The following is a 21,356-nucleotide window of genomic DNA, read 5'->3' on the forward strand; positions in this document are numbered from 1 at the left end:
CAAAAGTGTTGGCTTTCAGCCGAAAACGACTGTTTTTATCGCTTAGAGGATACTGAGAAGCTCGTCCACCTGCTCCTCGGTCGTGGCCCAGCTGGTCGCCAGACGGATGACCGTATGCTCCGCGTCGTATTTCTCTATAAAGCTGTAAACTACCTTGCTTTGCAGCTCGGGCAGTCTGCTGTTTTCCACGATGATGAACTGCTGATTGGTGGGGGACTCGAGCGCAAAGCGATAGCCCTTGGCCTTGAGCCCGTCGCGCAGCTTGATGGCGAGTTTGACCGCCGGTGCACAGATTTCCTCATACAGCCCGTCGGTGAACAGGGCATCGAACTGCAGCGCGTTCAGACGGCCCTTTGCGATCATTGCGCCGCGGCGCTTGACCATCGTGACAAACTGGCGCGGCATATTTCCGTGCGTGAACACAACGGCTTCGCCGCAGAGTGCGCCGCATTTGGTGCCGCCGATGTAGAACACATCAGTGAGCTTTGCGATGTCTGCCAGCGTCACATCGGTATCCGCCGTGAGGCCGTAGCCGAGGCGTGCGCCATCCAGAAACAGCGGCATGGCAAACTCCTTGCAAACGGCAGAAATGCGCTCCAGCTCGTTTCTCGTGTAAAGCGTGCCGTATTCAGACGGATGGGAGATGTACACCATGCCGGGAAATACCATATGGTCATGGCTTGCGTCCGCGTAAAAGGTCTGAACATATTCGCGGAGATCGTCCGCATCCAGCTTGCCGTTCTTATGCGGAACGGTCAGCACCTTGTGTCCGGTGGACTCGATGGCACCGGCTTCATGCGTGTTCACATGCCCGCAGGAGGACGCCACAACGCCCTCATACGGACGGAGCAGCGTATCAATGACGACCATGTTGGTCTGTGTGCCGCCCGTCAGAAAATACACCTGAGCGTCCGGGCAGTCCACCGCCGCTTTAATCTTTTCTGCCGCCGAAGCGGTAAATTTATCGTTGCCGTAGCCGGAAACCGGCTCCATATTCGTCTGTGCCAGATGTTCTAAAACCTTGGGGTGTGCGCCATAACCGTAATCATTTTCAAAAAACAGCATAGTTTTCTCCCTTATACGTCCAAATTCATTACATATTTTGCATTTCGCTCGATAAATTCGCGTCTGGGTTCTACCTTTTCGCCCATCAGGAGCGCAAAGGTTTCATCGGCGGCTGCCGCGTCCTCCATCGTAACCTGCAGCAGTGTACGGTGCTCCGGGTCCATGGTGGTCTCCCACAGCTGCTGCGGATCCATCTCGCCGAGGCCCTTGTAGCGCTGTACGCGCACATTTTCGCCCATTTCAGCGATGCAGTCGCGCTGCTGCTCCTCGGTGTAGGTGTAGCGGACATCCTTGCCCTTTTCGTTCTTGAACAGCGGCGGCTGTGCGATGAACACATGGCCGTGCTCGATCAGCGGGCGCATGAAGCGGAAGAAGAACGTCAGCAGCAGGGTGCGGATATGGCTGCCGTCCACATCGGCATCGGCCATCAGGATGATCTTGCCGTAACGCAGCTTTGCGAGGTCAAAATCATCACCGAAGCCTGCGCCAAACGCGGTAATCATCGGAGTCAGCTTGTCGTTGCCGTAAACACGGTCGAGACGCGCTTTTTCGACGTTCAGCATCTTGCCCCAGAGCGGCAGGATCGCCTGATGGCGGCGGTCGCGGCCTTCCTTGGCGGAGCCGCCTGCGGAATCACCCTCGACGATGTAGATTTCGGTGTAGGTCGGGTCCTTTTCAATGCAGTCCGCCAGCTTGCCCGGCAGGGAAGCCGAATCCAGTGCAGACTTGCGGCGGGTCATCTCGCGCGCCTTCTTTGCAGCCTCGCGGGCACGCGCGGCGGTCTGCGCCTTTTCAATAATGGTGCGGGCCACCTGCGGGTTCTCTTCGAAGAAGGTCATCAGCTTCTCGGAAACCATCGCGTCCACCAGCGCACGCATTTCGCTGTTGCCCAGCTTGGTCTTGGTCTGGCCCTCGAACTGCGCTTCCTGCAGCTTGACCGAGATAATCGCGGTCAGACCCTCACGCGCGTCCTCGCCCTTGAAGGACTCATCGTCCTTGAGCAGCTTGTATTTCTTGCCGTAATCGTTGAGTACACGGGTAAGAGCGGCCTTAAAGCCGGTCTCGTGCGTACCGCCCTCGGTGGTGTTGATGTTGTTGGCAAAGGACAGCATCAGCTCGCTGTAGCTGTCGGTATACTGCATGGCAACCTCGGCCATCGAGGTATCGCGGCTGCCCTCCATGTAGATCACCTGATCGTGCAGCGGCGTCTTCGTGCGGTTGAGGTGCTCCACGAACTGACGGATACCGCCCTCGTAGTGCATGACCTCCTCGACCGGCTCATCATCGCGCTCGTCGCGCAGCGTGATCTTGAGTCCGGCGTTCAGGAACGCCTGCTCGCGCAGACGCTTTTCGAGTACATCGTATTCGTAGACCGTAGTCTCGAAGATCTCCGGGTCCGCGTGGAAGCGGATGGTCGTGCCGGTTTCGCTCTCACACGGCGTATCGCGCATCTTGACGGTCGTTACACCGCGCTCAAAGCGCATGTAGTGCTTGGTATGGCCATCGCGTACCTCGGCCTCCAGCCAGTCAGACAGCGCGTTTACAACGGACGAGCCAACGCCGTGCAGGCCGCCGGATACCTTGTAGCCGGAGCCGTCGAACTTGCCGCCTGCGTGCAGGACGGTGAGTACAACCTCGAGCGTTGGGATGCCCATCTGCGGGTGAATACCGCAGGGAATACCACGGCCGTTATCGGCAACGCGGATGATATCGCCCTTTTCAATCGTAACTTCGATGTGCGTGCAGTAGCCTGCCAGCGCCTCGTCGATCGAGTTATCGACGATTTCGTACACCAGATGGTGCAGACCGCGTGCCGAGGTAGAGCCGATGTACATACCCGGGCGTTTGCGGACAGCCTCCAAGCCTTCGAGTACCTGAATCTGATTTTCATCATAGGTCTCGGTAACCTTCAGGTCGAGCACTTCGTCCTTGATTTCGATTTCTTCACTCATATCGTTAAATTTCCTTTCCAGAAATTGCGGGAACAAAATAATTGAGAATTGAAAATGGAAAATGCCGCTATCCTTGCGCGGTTATGCTTTTATTAAATCACAGCGCACCGCGCCGAACCTTCATTCTCCATTACCCATTCTCAATTTTCAATTATCAAACGGCGTAGCCCTTTTCCGCACGTCTTTGAATCGCCTGCGGAGAAAGCTGCGTCAGGTACAGGGTCTCACCGAGGGCGTTTTCGCACAGCACAGCCGCGCGCGGCAGATCGTCGTACAGCTCGATGATCCGTCCCTCGTCCTGCAGGCGTTCAAGCAGCAGGCGCGTGCGCTTGGATGCGGTCGCCGTGTCCATATCGAACACCGCAACTACGCTCTGCAAGGGCACGATGTAGTCCTGACCTAAATGTAAATACATTCTATTCCTCCGGAATAATTAGAAATTAGTAATGCGTAATTAAAGTCCTGCGGATTTTCTATCCGTTTCAACAATCGCGCCGTGCGCGACACCCCAATTCCTAATTACTAACTGGATTTAATTATACCACTTTTTTCACTAATTGTGTACCCTAAACCTAAGGAAAAACAAATATTTCTCTGTTTTTTTGAAAGAAAACAAGGGCACGGCAGGGAATTTCGAGGTGGTATCTGTTCCCGCCGTGCAATAGTTTGTAAAAATATGTGATTTTAGTGTGTTTCTGCGGATTTTTTGCCGTTTTGGATGTGGAAAACCGCGCCTGCACGCAGCTTTTCCGAGATGCCATCCTCGCAGCAGGTGATCATGACCTGACCCGCCGATATGCGGTTGAGCACAAAGTCCTGACGGCGGCGGTCAAGCTCGCTGAGCACGTCGTCGAGCAGCAGCACCGGATACTCGCCGTCCTCGTCGAAGAATAGCTCACGCTCGGCGAGTTTAAGCGATAATGTGCAGGTCCGCACCTGTCCCTGCGAGCCGAAGGAAGCGGCACTGCGGCCATCCAATAACAGCTCCAAGTCATCCTTATGCGGACCGGAAAGACAGCTTTTGGCCGCAATCTCGGCGGTTTTATGGCTGAACACATGGTCGATAAGTTGCTTTTCGATTGTCCGTGCGTCTGCAAACGGGTCGGTGACGCTCGACACGGTCTTGTACACACCGGAGAGCACCTCGTGCGGCGCGATATCTGCATAGACGGCAGCCGCAGCTTTCAGCAGCTTGCGGCAGTAATACGCACGGTAACGGATAATCTGCGCGCCGATATGCGCCATGCGAAGCGAGAAATCCTCCCACATGGAGAGCAGGGAAGGCTTTTCTTCACTGTCGCGCAGAATGCGCGTTTTATGCTCGTGCAGACGGTTGTACTCCTCGAGATAGCGCGCATAGTTTGGCCGCATCTGGCACAGCGCAGTATCGAGAAACCGGCGCCGAGCCGCCGCTCCGGCGCGGACAAGCATCAGGTCCTCCGGGCAGAACAGTACGGTTTTGAGCAGTCCCTGTGTGTCTGACTGGCGTTTCTGCCGCACACCGTTTTTATAGATTTCCATCGCTTTTGCGCGGGAAAACCGCAGTTCAAGCGAGATATCGCGCTCCTGCGCGACAAAATCAGCAAAGATAAAGGCATGATTCTCTCCGAACCGCAGCCCCTCTTTTTTTTGGGCCGTGCGGAACAGCCGCATGGTCGAGCAGGCCGCTGCCGCTTCGAGCAGGTTGGTTTTGCCCTGTCCGTTTTCGCCGCAGATCAGGTTGACCGCCGGATCGAACGCAAACGATTCCTCCGCGTAGTTGCGGAAATTCTGCAGTTTTAACGACTTGATGTACATGGACTTCTCCGTATTGAACATTTTGTATAATAATGAACGCGCAAAATCGCGTTTATTATCGTACATAGTGTTTATTTTATTTGATGCATACCTGCTCGCCGTCCAGCTCCACCGTGTCACCGGAACGCAGCTTTTTGCCGCGCATGGTGCAGATTTCGCCGTTTACCAGCACTTCGCCCTCGGCAATGCGGATCTTCGCTTCGCCTCCGGAGCTTACCAGGTTTGCAAATTTGAGCAGTGCATCAAGTTTGATAAATTCGGTTTCAATTTTAATTTCAGTCATTGGCTTTCAGTCTCACAGGCAGTACAAGATAGGTGTATTTATCGCCTTCCATCGGCGAAATGATCATCGGGTTGAGCGCTCCCTTGAGCTGCAGCTTCACCTGCTCATCGCCGGCCGCGCGCAGCGCCTCCAGAATGTAACGGTTGTTGAAGCCGATCTCAAGGTTCTCGATCGAGCCGTCAAACGGGCATTCATCATAACTCTTGCCAATCGCGGTCACGCACGACATCTGCACATACGAGCCGTCAAAGTGGAAGCGAATCGGGTTTTTCAGCTTCTCCGACACGATCAGAGAGACACGCTCGATGCACTGGATCAGCTCCTGGCGATCCGCCGAAACCTCGTGCTCGAACTCCTTCGGAATGGCCGCACGGTAGTTGAGAAACTCGCCGTCGATCAGACGAGTAATGAGAGTCGTGCCGCCGATACGAAACAAAATGTTCTTGGAATCCGGGAAAATCTCGACAATATCGTCATCATCGTCCAGAATTCGTTCGATCTCGCGCAGGGACGTACCCGGCACAACAAACTTCATATCACCGGGAACGCCCTCGACGGTCTCGCGGCGTACAGACAGGCGGTAGCCGTCAACGGCCACGACGTTCAGGCGGCTGCCTTCGATTTCAAACAAGCAGCCGGTGTGGATGGGCTTGGATTCGTTATCCGAAACTGAGAAAATGGTCTGCGCGATCATGCTCTTGAGAATGGGCTGCGGCAGAGAAAGGCCCTTGTCGCTGGCCACATCAGCCAGAGCCGGATACTCGTCGGCCTCGCTGGCCATCAGGTTGAACACCGAACGGCCGCACTTGATGGTGGTCATCAGCTTGTCGTCGGTCTCAAGGTAAACCACGTCCTGCGGCAGCTTGCGAACGATGTCACAGAACAGGCGGGAATTCAGTACGATTCTGCCGGGCTCTACCACATCGACCTGCGCGGTCGTGCGGATGCCCATGGACAGATCGTAGCCGGTGATGGTCAGGGTGTCTGCATCGGCTGCCAGCAGCAGACCTTCGAGCAGCGGCATCGAGCTTTTGCCGGTTACTGCGCGGGAGGCGATGTTGAGCAAATTCAGCAGGGTTTCTTTTTCACAGGAAAACTTCATAGTTGCTCCTCTCAAAACTGGAAATAAAACAAAGAGTCAATTTATGCAGCGCTTGCATATTTATAAATATACGCCAACGAATACTGTGCGATTGCACACACCTCTTAATGACTGTGTCCTCGACACACGAACAGCCTTCAGCAGGCATTGCCAGCGGCGAGAAAGATCACATAGAATAGAAGGATAGGATATAGTATTCGTAGTAGTACCTGGGGAAATTGGGGAAAACCCGAAAATCCTCAGGTATGGCGCGGGAAATGTCGTACACAGGAGGTTGTGGATGAAAAATAAACGATACACAGTGAAAATAACCCTGCTATTTATCCACAGAGTTATCCATGTGGAATCCACAGGTTGATTGGGGATAATTAGACTGTGCATTTTTAGGCTGTGGAAAAGTCGTTTTGCACGAATGCACGGTAAAGATCAGCCGTCGCCGCGGATATTATTATGCAGCTTTTTGATGACGTCCTCGGTTTCGCGGGAGTTCTTGCGCTCCTCCTCGATCTTGTTGCAGGCGTGCATGACGGTGGTATGGTCGCGCTTGAATATCTTTGCAATATCGGGGAAGGAGTATTCAAGCTCCTGCCGGATCATGTACATTGCCATCTGCCGCGGGTAGGCCACATCCTTGGAGCGGTTCTGCGAGATCATCTGTTCGACCGGGATATAGAAGTAGTTCGCTACCGCTTCCATAATGCGCTCCGGTGTCGGATTGAGACCCGGATTCTCGGTGCGCAGCGCGTCGATCGCGTTTTCCGCGAGCGAAACCGTGATGCGTTCGCCCATCAGCTCGTGCATGGCCTTGATTTTTTTGACTGCGCCTTCGAGCTGGCGAATATTTGCCTGAATATTCTCTGCAATGTAGTTGGATACGTCATCGGGCAGTTCAACGCCCATTTTGACCGCTTTATCACGGATAATAGCGATTCTGGTCTCAAAATCAGGCGGCTGAATATCAGCCAGCAGACCCCATTCAAAACGGGTCTTCATGCGGTCCTCGAGCGTGTTGATTTCCTTCGGCGGACGGTCAGAAGTGAGCACGATCTGCTTTTTTGCCTCATAAAGCGCGTTAAAGGTATGGAAAAATTCCTCCTGCGTGCGCTCCTTGCCGGCGATGAACTGCACGTCATCCAGCAGCAGCAGGTCAACCATGCGGTACTTGTTGCGGAACGCCTGTACGTTGCCTTCCTGGATGGCGGTGATCAGCTCGTTGGTGAAATCCTCACCCTTTACATATATAATGCGGTATTCCGGATGGGTGCGGCGCAGCACGTTTGCGATCGCGTACATCAGATGCGTTTTACCCAGACCTGAGTTGCCGTAGATAAAAAGCGGGTTGTTCTCTGCCGCCGGGCGCTGCGAAACCGCAAGTGCAGCCGCATGCGCGAATTTGTTGCTCGAACCAACGATAAAACGCTCAAATGTGTAGTCGTCATACGGAGAAGTGCTCGTGCTCGGCGCGGTGTATTCGCCGGTCACCACAACGACCGTGATCGGGTCGCCGGTCAGGTTGTGCAGCACATCCTGCAGAGGAGCGATAAATTTGGACTCGATAAATTCTTTCTTAAAGGGCACCGGAGAGTGCAGCACCAGCCGATTATCCCCAAAGGAAACGACCGTTACGTCGTCAAACCAAGCGGAAATGGTGGAAGGAGGGAAGTCCAGCTGCTCGAGCGCCATCTCCAATATATTGTTTGCCATAGGGCGCCTCCTGTCGATAATGATTCTATTTTATAATAGCATATTTTATCCACAAGTTCAATGCGTCGATGTGGATAACTGTTCGGCGGTGTGCCGCGTGGCAGCGTGATTTTGAACAGCCGAACCGGTTTATTTACTTTGCGGAATTTAAAAAAATCGGCTTTTTTTACGTCAAAAAAATCGAGAATTAAAGCCGATTGGGAAAAATGCACGGCGTTTTTTATGAAAACTGCGGAATTTCTGCAAAAATTCATCGAGAATAGACGGATTTTCCGCGAAAATCCGAAAATCCACAGATTGCTGAAAACCGAGATTCCGCAAGCTATTGAGCATATGTTTCTACTTATCCACAACATGTTGACAACCTGTGCAAACTGCTGAAATTCGTTCCGAGGGTCGGAAAAAATACTTGACAAAATCGAACCTATATAGGATAATAAATATCGTATCCTATTATGCAGACAGGCAGCGGCATATGCCCGCGTCTTGCGCCGGACCTATGCCGGTGCCCATCTGTAAATTTTAGAACAGGGAGGTGCACAAAGTTATGAAGAGAACGTTCCAGCCGAAGAAGCGTCAGCGCTCCAAGGAGCACGGCTTCCGTAAGCGTATGTCCACGTCCAACGGCCGCAAGGTACTTGCACGCCGTCGCGCTAAGGGTCGCGCTAAGCTGTCTGCTTAATGACAGCCTGTAAAGGGAGTATTCAGACTTCCTGAAAATTCGCGCCAGCGGCGCAAAAGAGTTCGTAACGAGCCGCATTCGTGCGGCTCGTTTTTTCGTTTACGGGCAACACCACTCCAGCAATCGCTGTCTGAAGCGGTGTCATTCTGTTTAGGGTGCAGTCCATGCAGCGAAAATACGGTATTCAGGTTCGGATTTTACTGACCGAAACGAACGAAACAGTAAAATCAGCTTTGCAAACCATCAGATGCAAAGAAAAAATACGTTTTTTTCGAGGGCATCAGGAAAAAACGGGAGCATCAGAAGATGAAAAAAACAGTATCCTTAAAGGAAAACCACGAATTCCGCCGATTGTATCATCGTGGCGTGTCCACGGCAGGAAAACACGTTGTGATCTACTGCCGCAGGAACAAGCTCGGCTACAACCGGCTGGGGCTCACCGTCAGCGCCAAGCTGGCGTGTGCGGTGAAAAGAAACCGCATCAAGCGTTTGTTTCGTGAGGCGTACCGTCTCAACGAGGACAAATTTGCCGACGGCATCGACCTTGTGCTGGTCGCACGGGTACGGGCCGTAGGCGCAAGCTATCAGGAAATCGAAAAATCGCTGCTGCGTGCCTTGAAGGACAACAAGGTTGCGGCAGCTCGGACATGAAGCGGCTGCTGCTGGCGATGATCCGGTTTTATCGCCGGTATATTTCTCCAAACAAACCGCCCTGCTGCCGGTATATCCCGACCTGCTCGCAGTATGCGATCGAGGCTATCGAGAAATACGGTGCACTCAAGGGCGGCTGGCTGGCGTTTAAGCGCATCTGCCGCTGCAATCCTTTCTCTAAGAGAGGACCCTATGACCCGGTTCCTTAATTCGTCCGAAACCACGCTTTCGGACGAGAAGGACATACCACGTCAAACGCGGATATGTCCCGGGCGAAAATCTGCGCGTCGCTCTGCGGCACACAGATTTTCTTTCTTGTATAAATTCCGAGGCACATGTCCCCGGAATTTATGGAAATTCGGAGAATTTCCGATGAAATACCGCCTTACGGCGGTAAAGTGGGGATTTTGCTTTGCAAAATCCTTTTCACTGTGTCATTTTACAATTTAACATGGAGGTTTTTATGACCCTGGATCAACTTTCTAACCTGATCAAAGATCCGAAACTGTTCGGTATTTTGATCGTTCGACCGTTCGGCCTGCTCCTGCAGTGGCTGTACAGCATCGTGCAGAACTACGGTATCGCCGTTATCCTGTTCGCGCTGCTGGTAAAGCTGGTCTGCATCCCGCTGACCATCAAGAGCAAGAAGAGTATGCTCGCCATGAGCGCGATGAACGCCGAGCTCCAGCAGCTGCAGAAGAAGTACGCGAACAACCGTGTCAAGCTCAACGAGGAGATGCAGAAGCTGTATGAGAAGCACGGCGTCAGCCCGATGAGCGGCTGTCTGCCCAACCTCATCCCGCTGCCGATCATGATGGGTCTGTACTACGCGGTTCAGCAGCCGCTGCAGTACATCGTCGGCCTGAGCCGCGAGACAGTTATCGCATTGGCGCAGATGATCGGTCTGGATCAGCTTGCGGGCGCAAACTACACCGTTCAGATCCTGATCGCCGAGAAGCTGAACGCTTTCGTGGACGGAAGCGGCCATTTCTCGGATGCTGTTACCAACTGCCTGCAGAGCGGCGAGACCATTTTCCCGCTGGATTTCCACTTCTTTGGTCTGAATCTGGCTGATACACCGTCTATCTCTCATCCGAGCATTATCTGGATTATCCCGATCCTGTCCGGTCTGACCGCATTCCTGTCCTCCTACATCATGCAGAAGATGCAGGGCACGCAGAACTCTGCGGCAGCAGGTCAGATGAAGATGCTCAACTTTATGATGCCGCTGATGTCGCTGTACTTTGCGTTCATCCTTCCGGGTGCGATCGGCATCTACTGGATCTTCAATAACGTATTTACCTGCGTACAGGAGATCATCCTCACCAAGACGCTCCGCGGCAAGCAGGAGGCCAAGCAGGCTGCTGAGGCTGCCCGCATCGAGGCAGAGAAGCAGGCCAAGCGTGAAGCACACAAGGCTGCACAGAAGCAGCAGTCCCAGAACGCAAAGAACAAAAAGGGGGACAAGTAAATCATGCAGAAGTTTTTTGAGGCTACCGGTGAAAACCGTGACGCAGCAGTCGAGAATGCTCTCAAGCAGCTCGGTCTGGAGCGTGACGACGTATCGGTAGAGGTACTCGAGATCGGCAAAAAGGGCTTTCTGGGTATCGGCGCAACGCCGGCACGCGTGCGCGTAACCTACGAAGCACCGGACATTCCGGCGGCAAAGCCGGAGGTTAAGAAGGAGGAGCGCAAGCCTGCGCCCAAGACCGAACCCAAGCAGCAGGAGAAGCCTGTTGTCAAGGCAGAAAAGCCGGCTCCGAAGCAGGAGAAACCCGCAGAGAAGCCGCAGAAGCTGTCCATCACCACGGATGATAACACGCCGCGTCTGGTAAAGGCTGCTCCGGCAGACTTTGTACCGGAAAAGCTGGAGTTTGAGCGTCCGCCGCGCCGTGAGCGCAGCGACCGTCCGCGCCGTGACCGCGGCGACCGCAATGGCCGTGACCGCCGTCCGCGCCGCCCGCGTGAGGACCGTCCGATCACACCGTCCGTTCCCAAGGAGCGTGAGCTGATCCCGGTTTCCGAAGCAGGCATGCAGCAGGCGGAAAAGCTGGCTACCGATTTTGTAACCGGTCTGCTGGCAAAGATGGGCGTTGAGGGTCAGGTTAAGACCCTGCCGCAGGTAGAGTGCGACCAGCTCCGTCTGGAGATTTCCGGTCCGGATATGGGCCCGATCATCGGCCGCCGCGGCGACACGCTGGATGCCATCCAGTACCTCGGCTCTCTGGTGCTGAATAATGCACTGGATGAGCACGTTCGTCTGTCTGTCGATACCGAAAACTACCGCGAGAAGCGCGCGGAAAGCCTGGAGCGTCTGGCCCGCAAGATGGCGATGAAGGTCGTTAAGGCGCATCGCTCCATGACGCTTGAGCCGATGAACCCGTATGAGCGCCGCATCATCCATGCCGCGCTGCAGGACTTCAACGGTGTGACCACTTATTCGACCGGCACCGAGCCGGGTCGCCGCGTTGTTATTGCGCCGGATAACAGCTATCGCAACCGTGACCGCGGTTAAATCGGGGTATTCGTTATGAACGATACGATTGCCGCAATTTCCTCCTCCGGCGGACCGATCGGTTTGATCCGCGTGTCGGGTGAACGCGCAATCGAAGCGATAAATGCCGTTTTTCAGGCGAAGAACGGCAAGCCGCTTACGGAAGCACCCTCGCAGAAGCTGGTTTACGGCACGCTGACGGACAAGTCCGGCAATGTGATCGACTGCTGCTACGCTGTCGCGCTGCACGCACCGCACACCTATACGGGTGAAACGATGGCGGAGCTGCAGTGCCACGGCTCGACAGCCGTGCTGTGTGCCGGCCTGGACGCTCTGTTCGCGCAGGGCGTGCGGCAGGCAGAGGCAGGTGAGTTTACCCGCCGTGCCTTCTTAAACGGCAAAATGGGCCTTTCTGAGGCTGAAGCCGTGCATGATCTGATCACCGCGCGCACCGCAGAGGCGGCGCAGAATGCGGCGGCACAGGTCATGGGCGCGGTTGGCTCTCCCGTGCAGCAGATGCGCGATGAGCTGCTCGGCATGGTGGCGCATTTCCACGCGGTCGTGGATTTCCCGGACGAGGACATTGATCCGGTGCTGTTCGAGGACGCCGCGGCGCTGCTGCACCGCACGACAAGCCGTCTGTACAGCATGGCAGAAAGCTATGAGCGCGGCCGTATTCTTAGAGAAGGCGTACCGTGCGTTATCCTCGGAAGGCCGAACGCCGGCAAGTCCACGCTGCTGAACACGCTGCTCGGCCGCGAGCGGGCGATCGTGACCGATATTCCGGGCACGACCCGCGATCTCATCGAGGAGAATGTCAAGGTCGGACAGATTCTGCTTCGCGTGACCGACACCGCCGGTCTGCGCAACACGGACGATCCGGTGGAGCAGGCGGGCATCGACCGGGCGATGGCGGAGGCTTCGGCTTCCTCGCTCATCCTGGCTGTGTTCGACGGCTCCAAGCCCATCAGTGACGAGGATATGCTCGTGCTGGCACGCTCGGCAGGCCACCGCGCGATCGCGGTTGTGAACAAGGTCGATCTGCCGCAGCAGCTGGATGAAAAGCTGCTGAAAAAGCACTTCCTGCACATCGTGCCGCTTTCTGCGAAAACCGGTGACGGACTGGATAAGCTGCTCAATCTTATCCCGCGAACCGTGGGTCTGGGAGACGGCGCGTTTGACGGTGCGCTCATCACTAACGCAAGACAGGCGGCGGCGCTGGCGCGTGCTGCCGAACGCTGTGAAGCAGCGCTGTATGCGGCGCAATCCGGTATGACGCCGGACGCGGTCGTGATGGACGCCGAGGGCGCGATTACCGCACTGGGCGAGATCACCGGCGAAACCGTGACCGATGCCGTTGTCACCCGCATTTTCAGCGACTTCTGCGTCGGAAAGTGATGCTGCTGCAGCTGTTATTAAGAGAAATTGCACTTAAAATTCAGAGAGGACGTTTGCAATCTGTGCAAACGTCCTCTTTTATTTTGCCCTGAAATCGTGTATGATATATACTGTATGTCCGCAAGTAAAAATGAGGTAAAAACCACTTGTGCACAACTTCTATCCGGCGGTATACGAGATATAGTGGATAACCCGGAAAATTGCCCTATATTCAACTACTTATTGTAATAATAAAATGAAAATAAAACTGTGTGTATAAAAATGTGGTCAAAAACTCACAAGTTATCAACAGTATCCACAGAGTTATCAACAGTTACGCACAGGTTTCACACAACCGAAATCACAGGAATTTTTTGAAAGGGGAGAGAGCGCCAATGACGGTTTTTTCGGCAGAGAGCTTTGATGTAGCGGTGATCGGCGCCGGTCATGCCGGTATTGAGGCGGCGCTGGCTGCAGCACGTTTGGGTGCAAAAACAGCGTGTTTTTCGATCAATTTGGACGCCGTAGGCAATATGCCGTGCAATCCGGCGATCGGCGGCACAGCTAAGGGACACCTTGTACGCGAGATAGATGCGCTCGGCGGTGAGATGGCGCGTGCGGCTGACGCGGCCTGCATCCAGTACCGCATGCTCAATCGCGGCAAGGGTCCGGCAGTGCACTCGCTGCGTGCACAGGCCGACCGCATTAAATACAGAGAGTATATGAAGCACACGCTTGAGCGGCAGGAAAACCTGTTTCTTATGCAGGACGAGATCGTGTCCGTTGAGGTGGAGAATGGTGCCGTTTCCGCGGTTGTTACCGCCATCGGCGCACGACATCCGGTCAAGGCGGCTGTCATTGCGTCCGGCACATTCCTCGGCGGACGTGTGATCATCGGCGAGTACACCCGTGAATCCGGTCCGGACGGCATGGCGGCAGCCAAGCCACTCACCGAGTCGCTGCGCGGTCTGGGACTGCGGCTGCAGCGGTTTAAGACAGGTACGCCGCCGCGCATCAATCGCCGTTCAATTAATTATACCGATCTGGCGGAGCAGGCCGGTGAGGATGAGATCATCCCGTTTTCGTTCGATACCGACCACCCGCCGGACAATCGCGCGGTGTGTTATCTGACCTACACGACCGCGAAAACACATGAAATCATCCGCGCAAATCTGAGCCGTTCGCCGCTGTACGGCGGTCAGATTGAGGGTGTAGGACCGCGCTATTGTCCGTCTATCGAGGACAAAGTGGTGCGCTTTGCGGATAAGCCGCGCCACCAGCTGTTCCTTGAGCCGATGGGTCTGGACACCGAGGAGGTCTATGTGCAGGGCTTCTCGTCGTCCATGCCGTTCGACGTGCAGCGCGAGATGCTGCGCTCGGTCAAGGGATTGGAGAACGCGGAGATTATGCGGCCGGCGTATGCCATCGAGTATGACTGCATTGATCCGCTGGAGCTGCGGCCGACGCTCGAGACCAAAAAGGTGCCTGGACTGTACGGCGCAGGCCAGTTCTGCGGCTCGTCCGGCTATGAGGAGGCGGCGGCGCAGGGACTGGTTGCGGGCATCAATGCTGCGCTCAAAATCAAGGGTGAGAAGCCGCTTGTACTCGACCGTGCGGACGGCTACATCGGTACGCTGATTGATGATCTGGTGACGCGCGGCACGAGCGAACCCTACCGCATGATGACCTCACGCTCGGAGTATCGCCTGCTTCTGCGGCAGGATAACGCAGATGAGCGTCTGGTGCCAATTGGTGTTCGAGTTGGCTTAAATCCGCCGGAACGCGGAGAAAAAGTGCGTAAAAAGTACGAAGCCGTGCAGGCAGAGATCGACCGCACAGCCTCGGTCGGCGTTGCGCCGAGCGATAAATTGAACGGCTTTCTTGCGGGCAAAAACTCCACACCGCTCAAGGCGGGCTGCAAGCTGATCGACCTGCTGCGCCGTCCGGAACTCAGTTATGCGGACCTTGCAATGTTCGATCCTGAGCGTCCGGAGCTGCCCGCTGTTATCCGTGAGCAGGTGGAAATCCGCGTCAAATACGCGGGTTATATCGAGCGCCAGATGCGCGATGTGGAACAGTACCGCAAGCTGCAGAGCCGCCCGCTGCCGCTCGATCTGGACTACAACGAGGTGGACTCACTGCGACTGGAGGCACGCCAGAAACTGAACGCCGTCAAGCCGCTGAATTTCGGTCAGGCGGCCCGTATTTCGGGCGTTTCACCGGCGGATATCACGGCGCTGATGATCTACATTGAGACCCATAAAAAGGAGGAAAAGGCATGACCGAACGCGAGCTTTTGACAGCCGGTCTGCGCGAACTGGGTATCGCAGAGTGTCCGTCTGCAGCGGACAATTTACTACGCTATTCCGAGATTCTGCGTGAGAAAAACAAGGTTATGAATCTGACCGCCATTACCGATCCGACAGAAATCGTGACCCGGCATTTCCTCGATTGCGCGGCACTTGCACCATATATGCCGCAGGATGGACGCGTGCTCGATGTGGGAACGGGAGCCGGTTTTCCGGGCATGCCGCTGGCGATGCTGTGCCCGCAGACCGAGTTTGTGCTGCTCGATGCGCTGCGCAAGCGCATTGATTTTCTAAATGAAGTCATTGCCGAACTGGGCCTGACCAACGTCACGGCGGTGCATGCCCGTGCGGAGGATTACGCCAGAGACAACCGCGGCACGTTTGATCTGGCGGTGTCGCGTGCGGTAGCCGATCTGCGCGTGCTGAGTGAACTTGCGCTGCCGATGGTCAAGGTCGGCGGTGCGTTCCTCGCCATGAAGGCCGAGGACTGCACAGAGGAAGTCGAAGCAGCGGCAAACGCCCGCACGATTCTCGGTGCGCCGGACGCTGAAGTGCTGCACTACACTGTGCCGTTCGATGAGGTTTCCCGCGCCATCGTGCGCCTGCAGAAAACGCAGGTAACACCGGAAAAGTATCCGCGCCGCTTCAAGAAAATACAGACTTCGCCGCTGTAAATCAGGCGAGAAATATACGGAAAGTACCCCTCTGTACGGAAAATTACAGAGGGTATTTTTTGCCCGAAAATAGGGAAAAATTATAGATATCAGATATAATTTGTCATATTTTCGTTGAATTTTGCAGATTACGCGGTCGATTTTACTTGTCAATATGTAATTATATGGTAATCTATTACCAAGGGCGACATTTCTGCTGGTGGTGCGGCAGAGATAAGCGCGAATGAAATGAACGAATAAGACGAATTGGAGAGTGGTTAACCATGATGTCTGTATTAACGCTGGTTTCCGGCAAAGAAGATCGCACGCTGCGGCGTATTCGGGTGAGTGAGATTGCGCGCAATCCCAATCAGCCGAGGAAATATTTTGATCCGGAGGCAATTGCGCAGCTGGCAGAGAGCATTCGGCAGTACGGCGTACTTAATCCGCTGACCGTACGGCGTGCGCCCGGAGGCGGTTACGAGCTTGTGGCAGGGGAGAGAAGGCTGCGCGCGGCGCGTGTTGCGGGGCTTAACGATGTACCGTGTCTGCTGATTGCGGCGGATAACGAGGATTCCTCGGCAATTGCGCTCGTGGAGAACCTGCAAAGGCGTGATCTGGATTTTTTCGAGGAAGCCTACGGTTTCAAGCGTCTGATCGATCAGTACGGACTGACGCAGGAGGAAGCCGCGCGTAAAGTAGGGAAAACACAGTCTGCGGTGGCGAATAAGCTGCGTCTGCTGCGGCTTTCTCCGCAAAATATGGAATTGATTCGCAGTGCGAACCTTACAGAGCGGCACGCGCGCTGTCTGCTGCGTCTGCATGATGATGAGGAACGGATGAACGCAACGCACTATATTATCGAGAACGAATTAAACGTCAGCCGATCGGAGGAGTATATCGAGAACCTGCTGGAGCAGAAAAAGCATCCGGAGTTAGCGGAGCCGCCGCATAAGGATAATGTTGTGCGGCTTATTAAGGATGTGCGGTTTTTCCTGAATACGCTCAATCGGGCGGTCGGCGTAATGGTGGACGCTGGAATCGGTGCAACCGTAGACCGGCAGGAAAACGAGGATGGAATTACGCTGACAATCAATATTCCGCACGCAAAGAGCTGATGTTTCACGTGAAACACTTTTGTTCCACAGGAGGGCGGATTTTGTTTCACGTGAAACATTTAATGGTCGCTTGTGAAGCGAACCTGACTTGCCTGCCCGGCAGGGGCACAAGAGGGTAGACACCTACGGTTTCCACCCTCTTGTGAAGCACCCCTTTCCCTTTAGGAAGCACGGCGAAAATCGGAGAGCGGCGACTGCTGCGAAAAAGGGGAACGGCAGTTGGATTACTCTTGTATGACTTTCGTAGACTATTCGCAGTTCACAGATAAACTACTGCTACATATGTCGGCTATTCTACGCAGGCGCGACATGACAGTGTCGCGCAAGCTTTTTACGTTCTGTTACGGACAGCACTTCTGGGTAAAGTTGGAGAAAGTCGGAAAGCGTGTAGAAGTATATATAATAAGGTAAGAGAGCCGAACGGCTCTCTTTTGTTTCACGTGAAACAAAAGTCGGTTAATTTACCAGTTGTATCCTGTAAAACGGCAAAATACTTGATGTTTCACGTGAAACAGCTGTAAAAATACTGCGATTGCTTTGCAATTAAAAGTGCAATGTGATATAATGAAATCCGTAGAAAAAAACCATGGACGAGAGGAAATGACTATGGGGAAGATTATCGCGTTTGCCAATCAAAAGGGCGGCGTGGGAAAAACTACAACCGCTATCAACCTCGCGGCAGCGTTGTCGGAGCGCGAAAAGCGCGTTCTGCTGTGTGATTTCGATCCACAGGGCAATGCAACCTCCGGTTTTGGCGTGGATCCGCGCTCACTGGAAACCTCGATTTACGACCTGATCGTAGCCGACCAACCGGATGTCAAGAGCGCCATCGTATCGACTAAGTGGGTTGATCTGCTGGGCGCGAATGTTAATCTGGCGGGCGCTGAGTTGGATTTGATTGGAATGTCCGATCGAGAGTATCGTCTGAAAAACGTACTCGATCAGGTGAAGGACGATTACGACTATGTATTTATCGACTGTCCGCCGTCACTCGGTCTACTGACTCTCAACTGCCTGTGTGCAGCCGACAGCTTTCTGGTGCCGCTGCAGTGCGAGTATTACGCGCTCGAAGGTCTGAGTCAGCTGATGACGACCGTGCGCATGGTAAAGAAGGCGCTCAACCGCAAGCTGGTGATGGAAGGCGTGCTGCTGACTATGTTTGACGGACGTACCAATCTGTCGATTCAGGTGGTTGAGGAAGTGAAAAAGCACTTCCCGGGCGAGGTGTTTTCGGCTGTTGTGCCGCGCAACGTGCGTTTGAGTGAAGCGCCGAGCCACGGCAAGCCCATAACGGCATACGACAGAATGTGCCGCGGCGCAGAGGCTTATCTGGCTCTCGCGGACGAGATTCTGAAGAAAAATGACCGAAAGGGGAGAAGCTGATGGCAGGCGCAAAAATGGGTCTGGGCGGCGGCTTGTCCAACCTTTTCGGCAGTGATACCAGCGATTTAATGGAAGAAAGTCTGGATAACGGCACAAAAAAACTGCCTTTGGCAAAAATCGAGCCGAATCCCGATCAGCCGAGGAAGGCCTTTGATCAGGTATCTCTGGACGAGCTGGCAGAGAGCATTCGCCTGCACGGCGTCATCACACCAATCACAGTGCGCAAGGGCGAGAAGGACGGCTACTACCAGATCATTGCAGGTGAGCGCCGTTGGCGTGCAGCACGTCAGGCAGGCCTGGAAGACATTCCTGCGATGGTGCTTGAGGCCGAGGAAGACGAGGTCATGGAGCTGGCACTGATCGAAAATCTACAGCGGCAGGACCTGAACCCAATCGAAGAAGCCGAAGGTTATGAGCGTCTGATGAAGCAGTTTGGACTGACGCAGGAGCAGGTTTCCAAGCGCGTGGTCAAGTCACGTTCGGCGGTAGCAAATGCACTGCGTCTGCTGGCTTTGCCGACCGAGGTGCGTACGATGGTCAGCGAAGGCGAAATCTCCGGCGGTCACGCGCGGGCAGTCCTTGCGGTAAACGAGGAGGATAAGCGCGTAGAGGCAGCCAGACAGATGGTCGGCCTGTCGGTCCGTCAGTCGGAGGCGCTGGCCAAGCGCATGAACAAAAAACCGGTCGAAAAGCCAGAGCAGCCGCCTGAGGTTTCCGTGGACTACATTGCCGAGCTGGAGAAGGAGCTGGAGGGCGTCCTCGGACGCAAGATCAGCATTCAGCAGGGCAAGCACAGCGGCCAGCTGACGTTGGAATACTACGGCGCAGAGGATTTGGAGCGGCTCAGTGAAGCACTCCGAAACCTGCGTGTATAAAGGAGGCAAGCAATGGACGAGCAGAATAAGCAGCCGGAACAGAACAAACCGGAGAAAAAGCTCAGCCGCACCACGCTGACCTTTTATATCGTCGGACTGTTTTCTGTAGCAATTGCGCTGATTCTGATCAGCTATGTGGCGCAGTCGCGTGCGGACAAGCAGGTCAAAAACCTGAGCTCGCAGCTGACACAGCAGCAGACCGTGGCACAGGGCGCAACCCAGAAAGTGGAAGATTTGCAGAAGCAGTACGATATGCAGAATACTGCACTGGATAAGGTGCGCAAGACGCTCGACAGTGAGCAGGCGGCAACCGATGTAGTCGGTGCGACCGAGCAGCGTATGGAGGAGCGTGAGGTGTATCAGTACCTTGCGCAGATCGGCGTTTCTCTGGCGGCTAAGCAGACCGCGGATGCCCGCAAGACCTACGACGAAATGCTGACGAAATACAGCGAGGAGCGTTTGCTGGGCAGCAGCGAGGATGGCTTTGATGAGAACATCAGCAAACTGTTCCAGTCGGCCAAAGCGACACTGGAGCAGGCTGAGCAAGCGCAGGATGCAGAGCCGAACGACACGGAAGAATAACACGTATATAATGTAAAAGGAGATATAGACACAATGCTGGATATCAAATTTGTCCGCACCAATCCGGATGCGGTAAAGGAAAACATCAAGAAGAAGTTCCAGGACGAGAAGATCCCGATGGTTGACGAGGTCATCGAGTTTGACGCGAAGTACCGTGCAGCCAAGACCCGCTGTGACGAGCTGCGTGCACAGCGCAACAAGAAGTCCAAGGAGATCGGCGGTCTGATGGCCAAGGGTCAGAAGGAAGAGGCCGAGAAGATCAAGGCTGAGGTAAAGGCAATGGCCGATGAGATGACCAAGCTCGAGGAGGATGAAAAGACCTTCGCTGAGGAAGTCAAGAACCGTATGATGGTTATCCCGAACATCATTGACCCGTCCGTTCCGATCGGCAAGGACGACTCCGAGAACGTTGAGATTGAAAAGTTTGGCGATCCGGTCGTCCCGGATTTCGAGGTTCCGTATCACGTTGATATTATGGAGTCCTTCGACGGCATCGACCTCGATGCTGCACGCCGCACCTCCGGCAACGGCTTCTACTACCTGAAGGGCGATATTGCCCGTCTGCATTCCTCCATCCTGTCCTACGCACGCGACTTCATGATCGACCGCGGCTTTACCTACTACATTCCGCCGTTCATGATCCACGGTGATGTCGTTAAGGGTGTTATGTCCTTTAAGGAAATGGAGAACATGATGTACAAGATCGAGGGCGAGGACCTGTACTTGATCGGTACCTCCGAGCACTCCATGATCGGCAAGTTCATCGACACCATCAACGATGAGGAAACCCTTCCGCAGACCCTGACCAGCTACTCTCCGTGCTTCCGTAAGGAAGTCGGCGCACACGGCATCGAGGAGCGCGGCGTATACCGTATTCACCAGTTCGAGAAGCAGGAAATGGTTGTTGTCTGCAAGCCGGAAGAGAGCAAGATGTGGTATGACAAACTGTGGCAGAACACGGTTGACTTCTTCCGTTCGATGGACATTCCGGTTCGCACGCTCGAGTGCTGCTCTGGCGACCTGGCTGACCTGAAGGTTAAGTCCTGCGACGTAGAGGCATGGTCTCCGCGCCAGAAGAAGTACTTCGAGGTCGGCTCCTGCTCCAACCTCGGCGACGCACAGGCTCGCCGTCTGGGCATCCGTGTCCGCGGCAAGGAGAATCCGAAGGAGCTGTACTTCGCACACACGCTGAACAACACCGTTGTTGCACCTCCGCGTATGCTGATCGCATTCCTCGAGAACAACCTGCGTGAGGACGGCTCGGTTGCAATTCCGAAGCCGCTGCAGCCGTATATGGGCGGCATGACTGAGATCCGCAGAAAGTAATTT

At 54.7% G+C, this 21,356-nt stretch carries 20 protein-coding genes; 13 read left to right on the plus strand and 7 right to left on the minus strand.

Features of this window, described 5'->3' with window-relative positions:
- Positions 1–42 precede the first annotated feature (42 nt).
- From PGS25_RS10100 to dnaA, 7 genes are all read right to left on the minus strand, one after another.
- The gene (locus PGS25_RS10100; RefSeq protein WP_270418539.1) at positions 43–1,065 is read right to left on the minus strand and encodes a threonine aldolase family protein; all 1,023 of its coding nucleotides are present in this window, start codon (positions 1,063–1,065) and stop codon (positions 43–45) included.
- A gap of 11 nt (positions 1,066–1,076) precedes the next feature.
- Positions 1,077–3,017, minus strand: a complete 1,941-nt coding sequence (gene gyrB, locus PGS25_RS10105) for a DNA topoisomerase (ATP-hydrolyzing) subunit B (RefSeq protein WP_270385074.1) — start codon at positions 3,015–3,017, stop codon at positions 1,077–1,079.
- A 154-nt stretch (positions 3,018–3,171) separates the two neighbouring features.
- A complete protein-coding gene (gene remB / locus PGS25_RS10110) occupies positions 3,172–3,432 on the minus strand; it encodes an extracellular matrix regulator RemB (protein WP_110435761.1) in 261 nt (86 codons plus the stop codon).
- A 269-nt stretch (positions 3,433–3,701) separates the two neighbouring features.
- A complete protein-coding gene (gene recF, locus PGS25_RS10115) occupies positions 3,702–4,814 on the minus strand; it encodes a DNA replication/repair protein RecF (protein ID WP_118564345.1) in 1,113 nt (370 codons plus the stop codon).
- 76 nt (positions 4,815–4,890) lie between these two features.
- Positions 4,891–5,097, minus strand: a complete 207-nt coding sequence (gene yaaA / locus PGS25_RS10120; protein ID WP_118360550.1) for a S4 domain-containing protein YaaA — start codon at positions 5,095–5,097, stop codon at positions 4,891–4,893.
- Complete coding sequence (dnaN, locus tag PGS25_RS10125; RefSeq protein ID WP_188886075.1) at positions 5,090–6,199, minus strand: DNA polymerase III subunit beta; 1,110 nt, start codon at positions 6,197–6,199, stop codon at positions 5,090–5,092. The genes yaaA and dnaN overlap by 8 nt, the downstream gene beginning before the upstream one ends.
- A 426-nt stretch (positions 6,200–6,625) precedes the next feature.
- Complete coding sequence (dnaA, locus tag PGS25_RS10130; RefSeq protein WP_243022633.1) at positions 6,626–7,903, minus strand: chromosomal replication initiator protein DnaA; 1,278 nt, start codon at positions 7,901–7,903, stop codon at positions 6,626–6,628.
- Between the two features lie 547 nt (positions 7,904–8,450).
- Between dnaA and rpmH the strand changes: the two genes are divergently transcribed.
- From rpmH to serS, 13 genes are all read left to right on the plus strand, one after another.
- On the plus strand, positions 8,451–8,585 hold the full coding sequence (gene rpmH, locus PGS25_RS10135; protein ID WP_110435757.1) for a 50S ribosomal protein L34: 135 nt from the start codon (positions 8,451–8,453) through the stop codon (positions 8,583–8,585).
- A gap of 306 nt (positions 8,586–8,891) precedes the next feature.
- Entirely contained in the window at positions 8,892–9,236 is a 345-nt protein-coding gene (gene rnpA / locus PGS25_RS10140) for a ribonuclease P protein component (RefSeq protein ID WP_110435756.1), read from the plus strand.
- Positions 9,233–9,445 (plus strand): membrane protein insertion efficiency factor YidD, encoded by a 213-nt coding sequence (gene yidD / locus PGS25_RS10145; RefSeq protein ID WP_117491172.1) that lies wholly within the window; start codon positions 9,233–9,235, stop codon positions 9,443–9,445. The genes rnpA and yidD overlap by 4 nt, the downstream gene beginning before the upstream one ends.
- A 254-nt stretch (positions 9,446–9,699) precedes the next feature.
- Complete coding sequence (locus PGS25_RS10150) at positions 9,700–10,707, plus strand: YidC/Oxa1 family membrane protein insertase (protein WP_158578290.1); 1,008 nt, start codon at positions 9,700–9,702, stop codon at positions 10,705–10,707.
- 3 nt (positions 10,708–10,710) lie between these two features.
- Positions 10,711–11,751 (plus strand): RNA-binding cell elongation regulator Jag/EloR, encoded by a 1,041-nt coding sequence (gene jag, locus PGS25_RS10155; protein WP_270418540.1) that lies wholly within the window; start codon positions 10,711–10,713, stop codon positions 11,749–11,751.
- A gap of 15 nt (positions 11,752–11,766) precedes the next feature.
- Complete coding sequence (gene mnmE / locus PGS25_RS10160; protein WP_110435752.1) at positions 11,767–13,128, plus strand: tRNA uridine-5-carboxymethylaminomethyl(34) synthesis GTPase MnmE; 1,362 nt, start codon at positions 11,767–11,769, stop codon at positions 13,126–13,128.
- A gap of 374 nt (positions 13,129–13,502) precedes the next feature.
- Positions 13,503–15,389, plus strand: coding sequence for a tRNA uridine-5-carboxymethylaminomethyl(34) synthesis enzyme MnmG (mnmG, locus tag PGS25_RS10165; RefSeq protein ID WP_270418541.1), 1,887 nt, complete (start codon positions 13,503–13,505; stop codon positions 15,387–15,389).
- On the plus strand, positions 15,386–16,090 hold the full coding sequence (gene rsmG / locus PGS25_RS10170; RefSeq protein WP_270418542.1) for a 16S rRNA (guanine(527)-N(7))-methyltransferase RsmG: 705 nt from the start codon (positions 15,386–15,388) through the stop codon (positions 16,088–16,090). Before mnmG ends, rsmG begins: the two co-directional genes overlap by 4 nt.
- A gap of 263 nt (positions 16,091–16,353) precedes the next feature.
- Positions 16,354–17,187, plus strand: a complete 834-nt coding sequence (locus tag PGS25_RS10175; RefSeq protein ID WP_243022086.1) for a ParB/RepB/Spo0J family partition protein — start codon at positions 16,354–16,356, stop codon at positions 17,185–17,187.
- A 606-nt stretch (positions 17,188–17,793) separates the two neighbouring features.
- A complete protein-coding gene (locus tag PGS25_RS10180) occupies positions 17,794–18,570 on the plus strand; it encodes a ParA family protein (protein WP_110435749.1) in 777 nt (258 codons plus the stop codon).
- Positions 18,570–19,445 (plus strand): ParB/RepB/Spo0J family partition protein, encoded by an 876-nt coding sequence (locus PGS25_RS10185; protein WP_188886080.1) that lies wholly within the window; start codon positions 18,570–18,572, stop codon positions 19,443–19,445. Before PGS25_RS10180 ends, PGS25_RS10185 begins: the two co-directional genes overlap by 1 nt.
- A gap of 12 nt (positions 19,446–19,457) precedes the next feature.
- Positions 19,458–20,027: a hypothetical protein gene (locus tag PGS25_RS10190; protein ID WP_270418544.1), complete on the plus strand. Its 570-nt coding sequence runs from the start codon at positions 19,458–19,460 to the stop codon at positions 20,025–20,027.
- A gap of 33 nt (positions 20,028–20,060) precedes the next feature.
- Positions 20,061–21,353: a serine--tRNA ligase gene (serS, locus tag PGS25_RS10195; protein WP_116705073.1), complete on the plus strand. Its 1,293-nt coding sequence runs from the start codon at positions 20,061–20,063 to the stop codon at positions 21,351–21,353.
- The last annotated feature ends 3 nt before the right edge of the window (positions 21,354–21,356 follow it).

The sequence above is a fragment of the Butyricicoccus sp. AM78-15b2TA genome (genome assembly GCF_027665985.1).
In the GTDB taxonomy this organism is placed as follows: Bacteria; Bacillota; Clostridia; order Oscillospirales; family Butyricicoccaceae; genus Agathobaculum; species Agathobaculum butyriciproducens.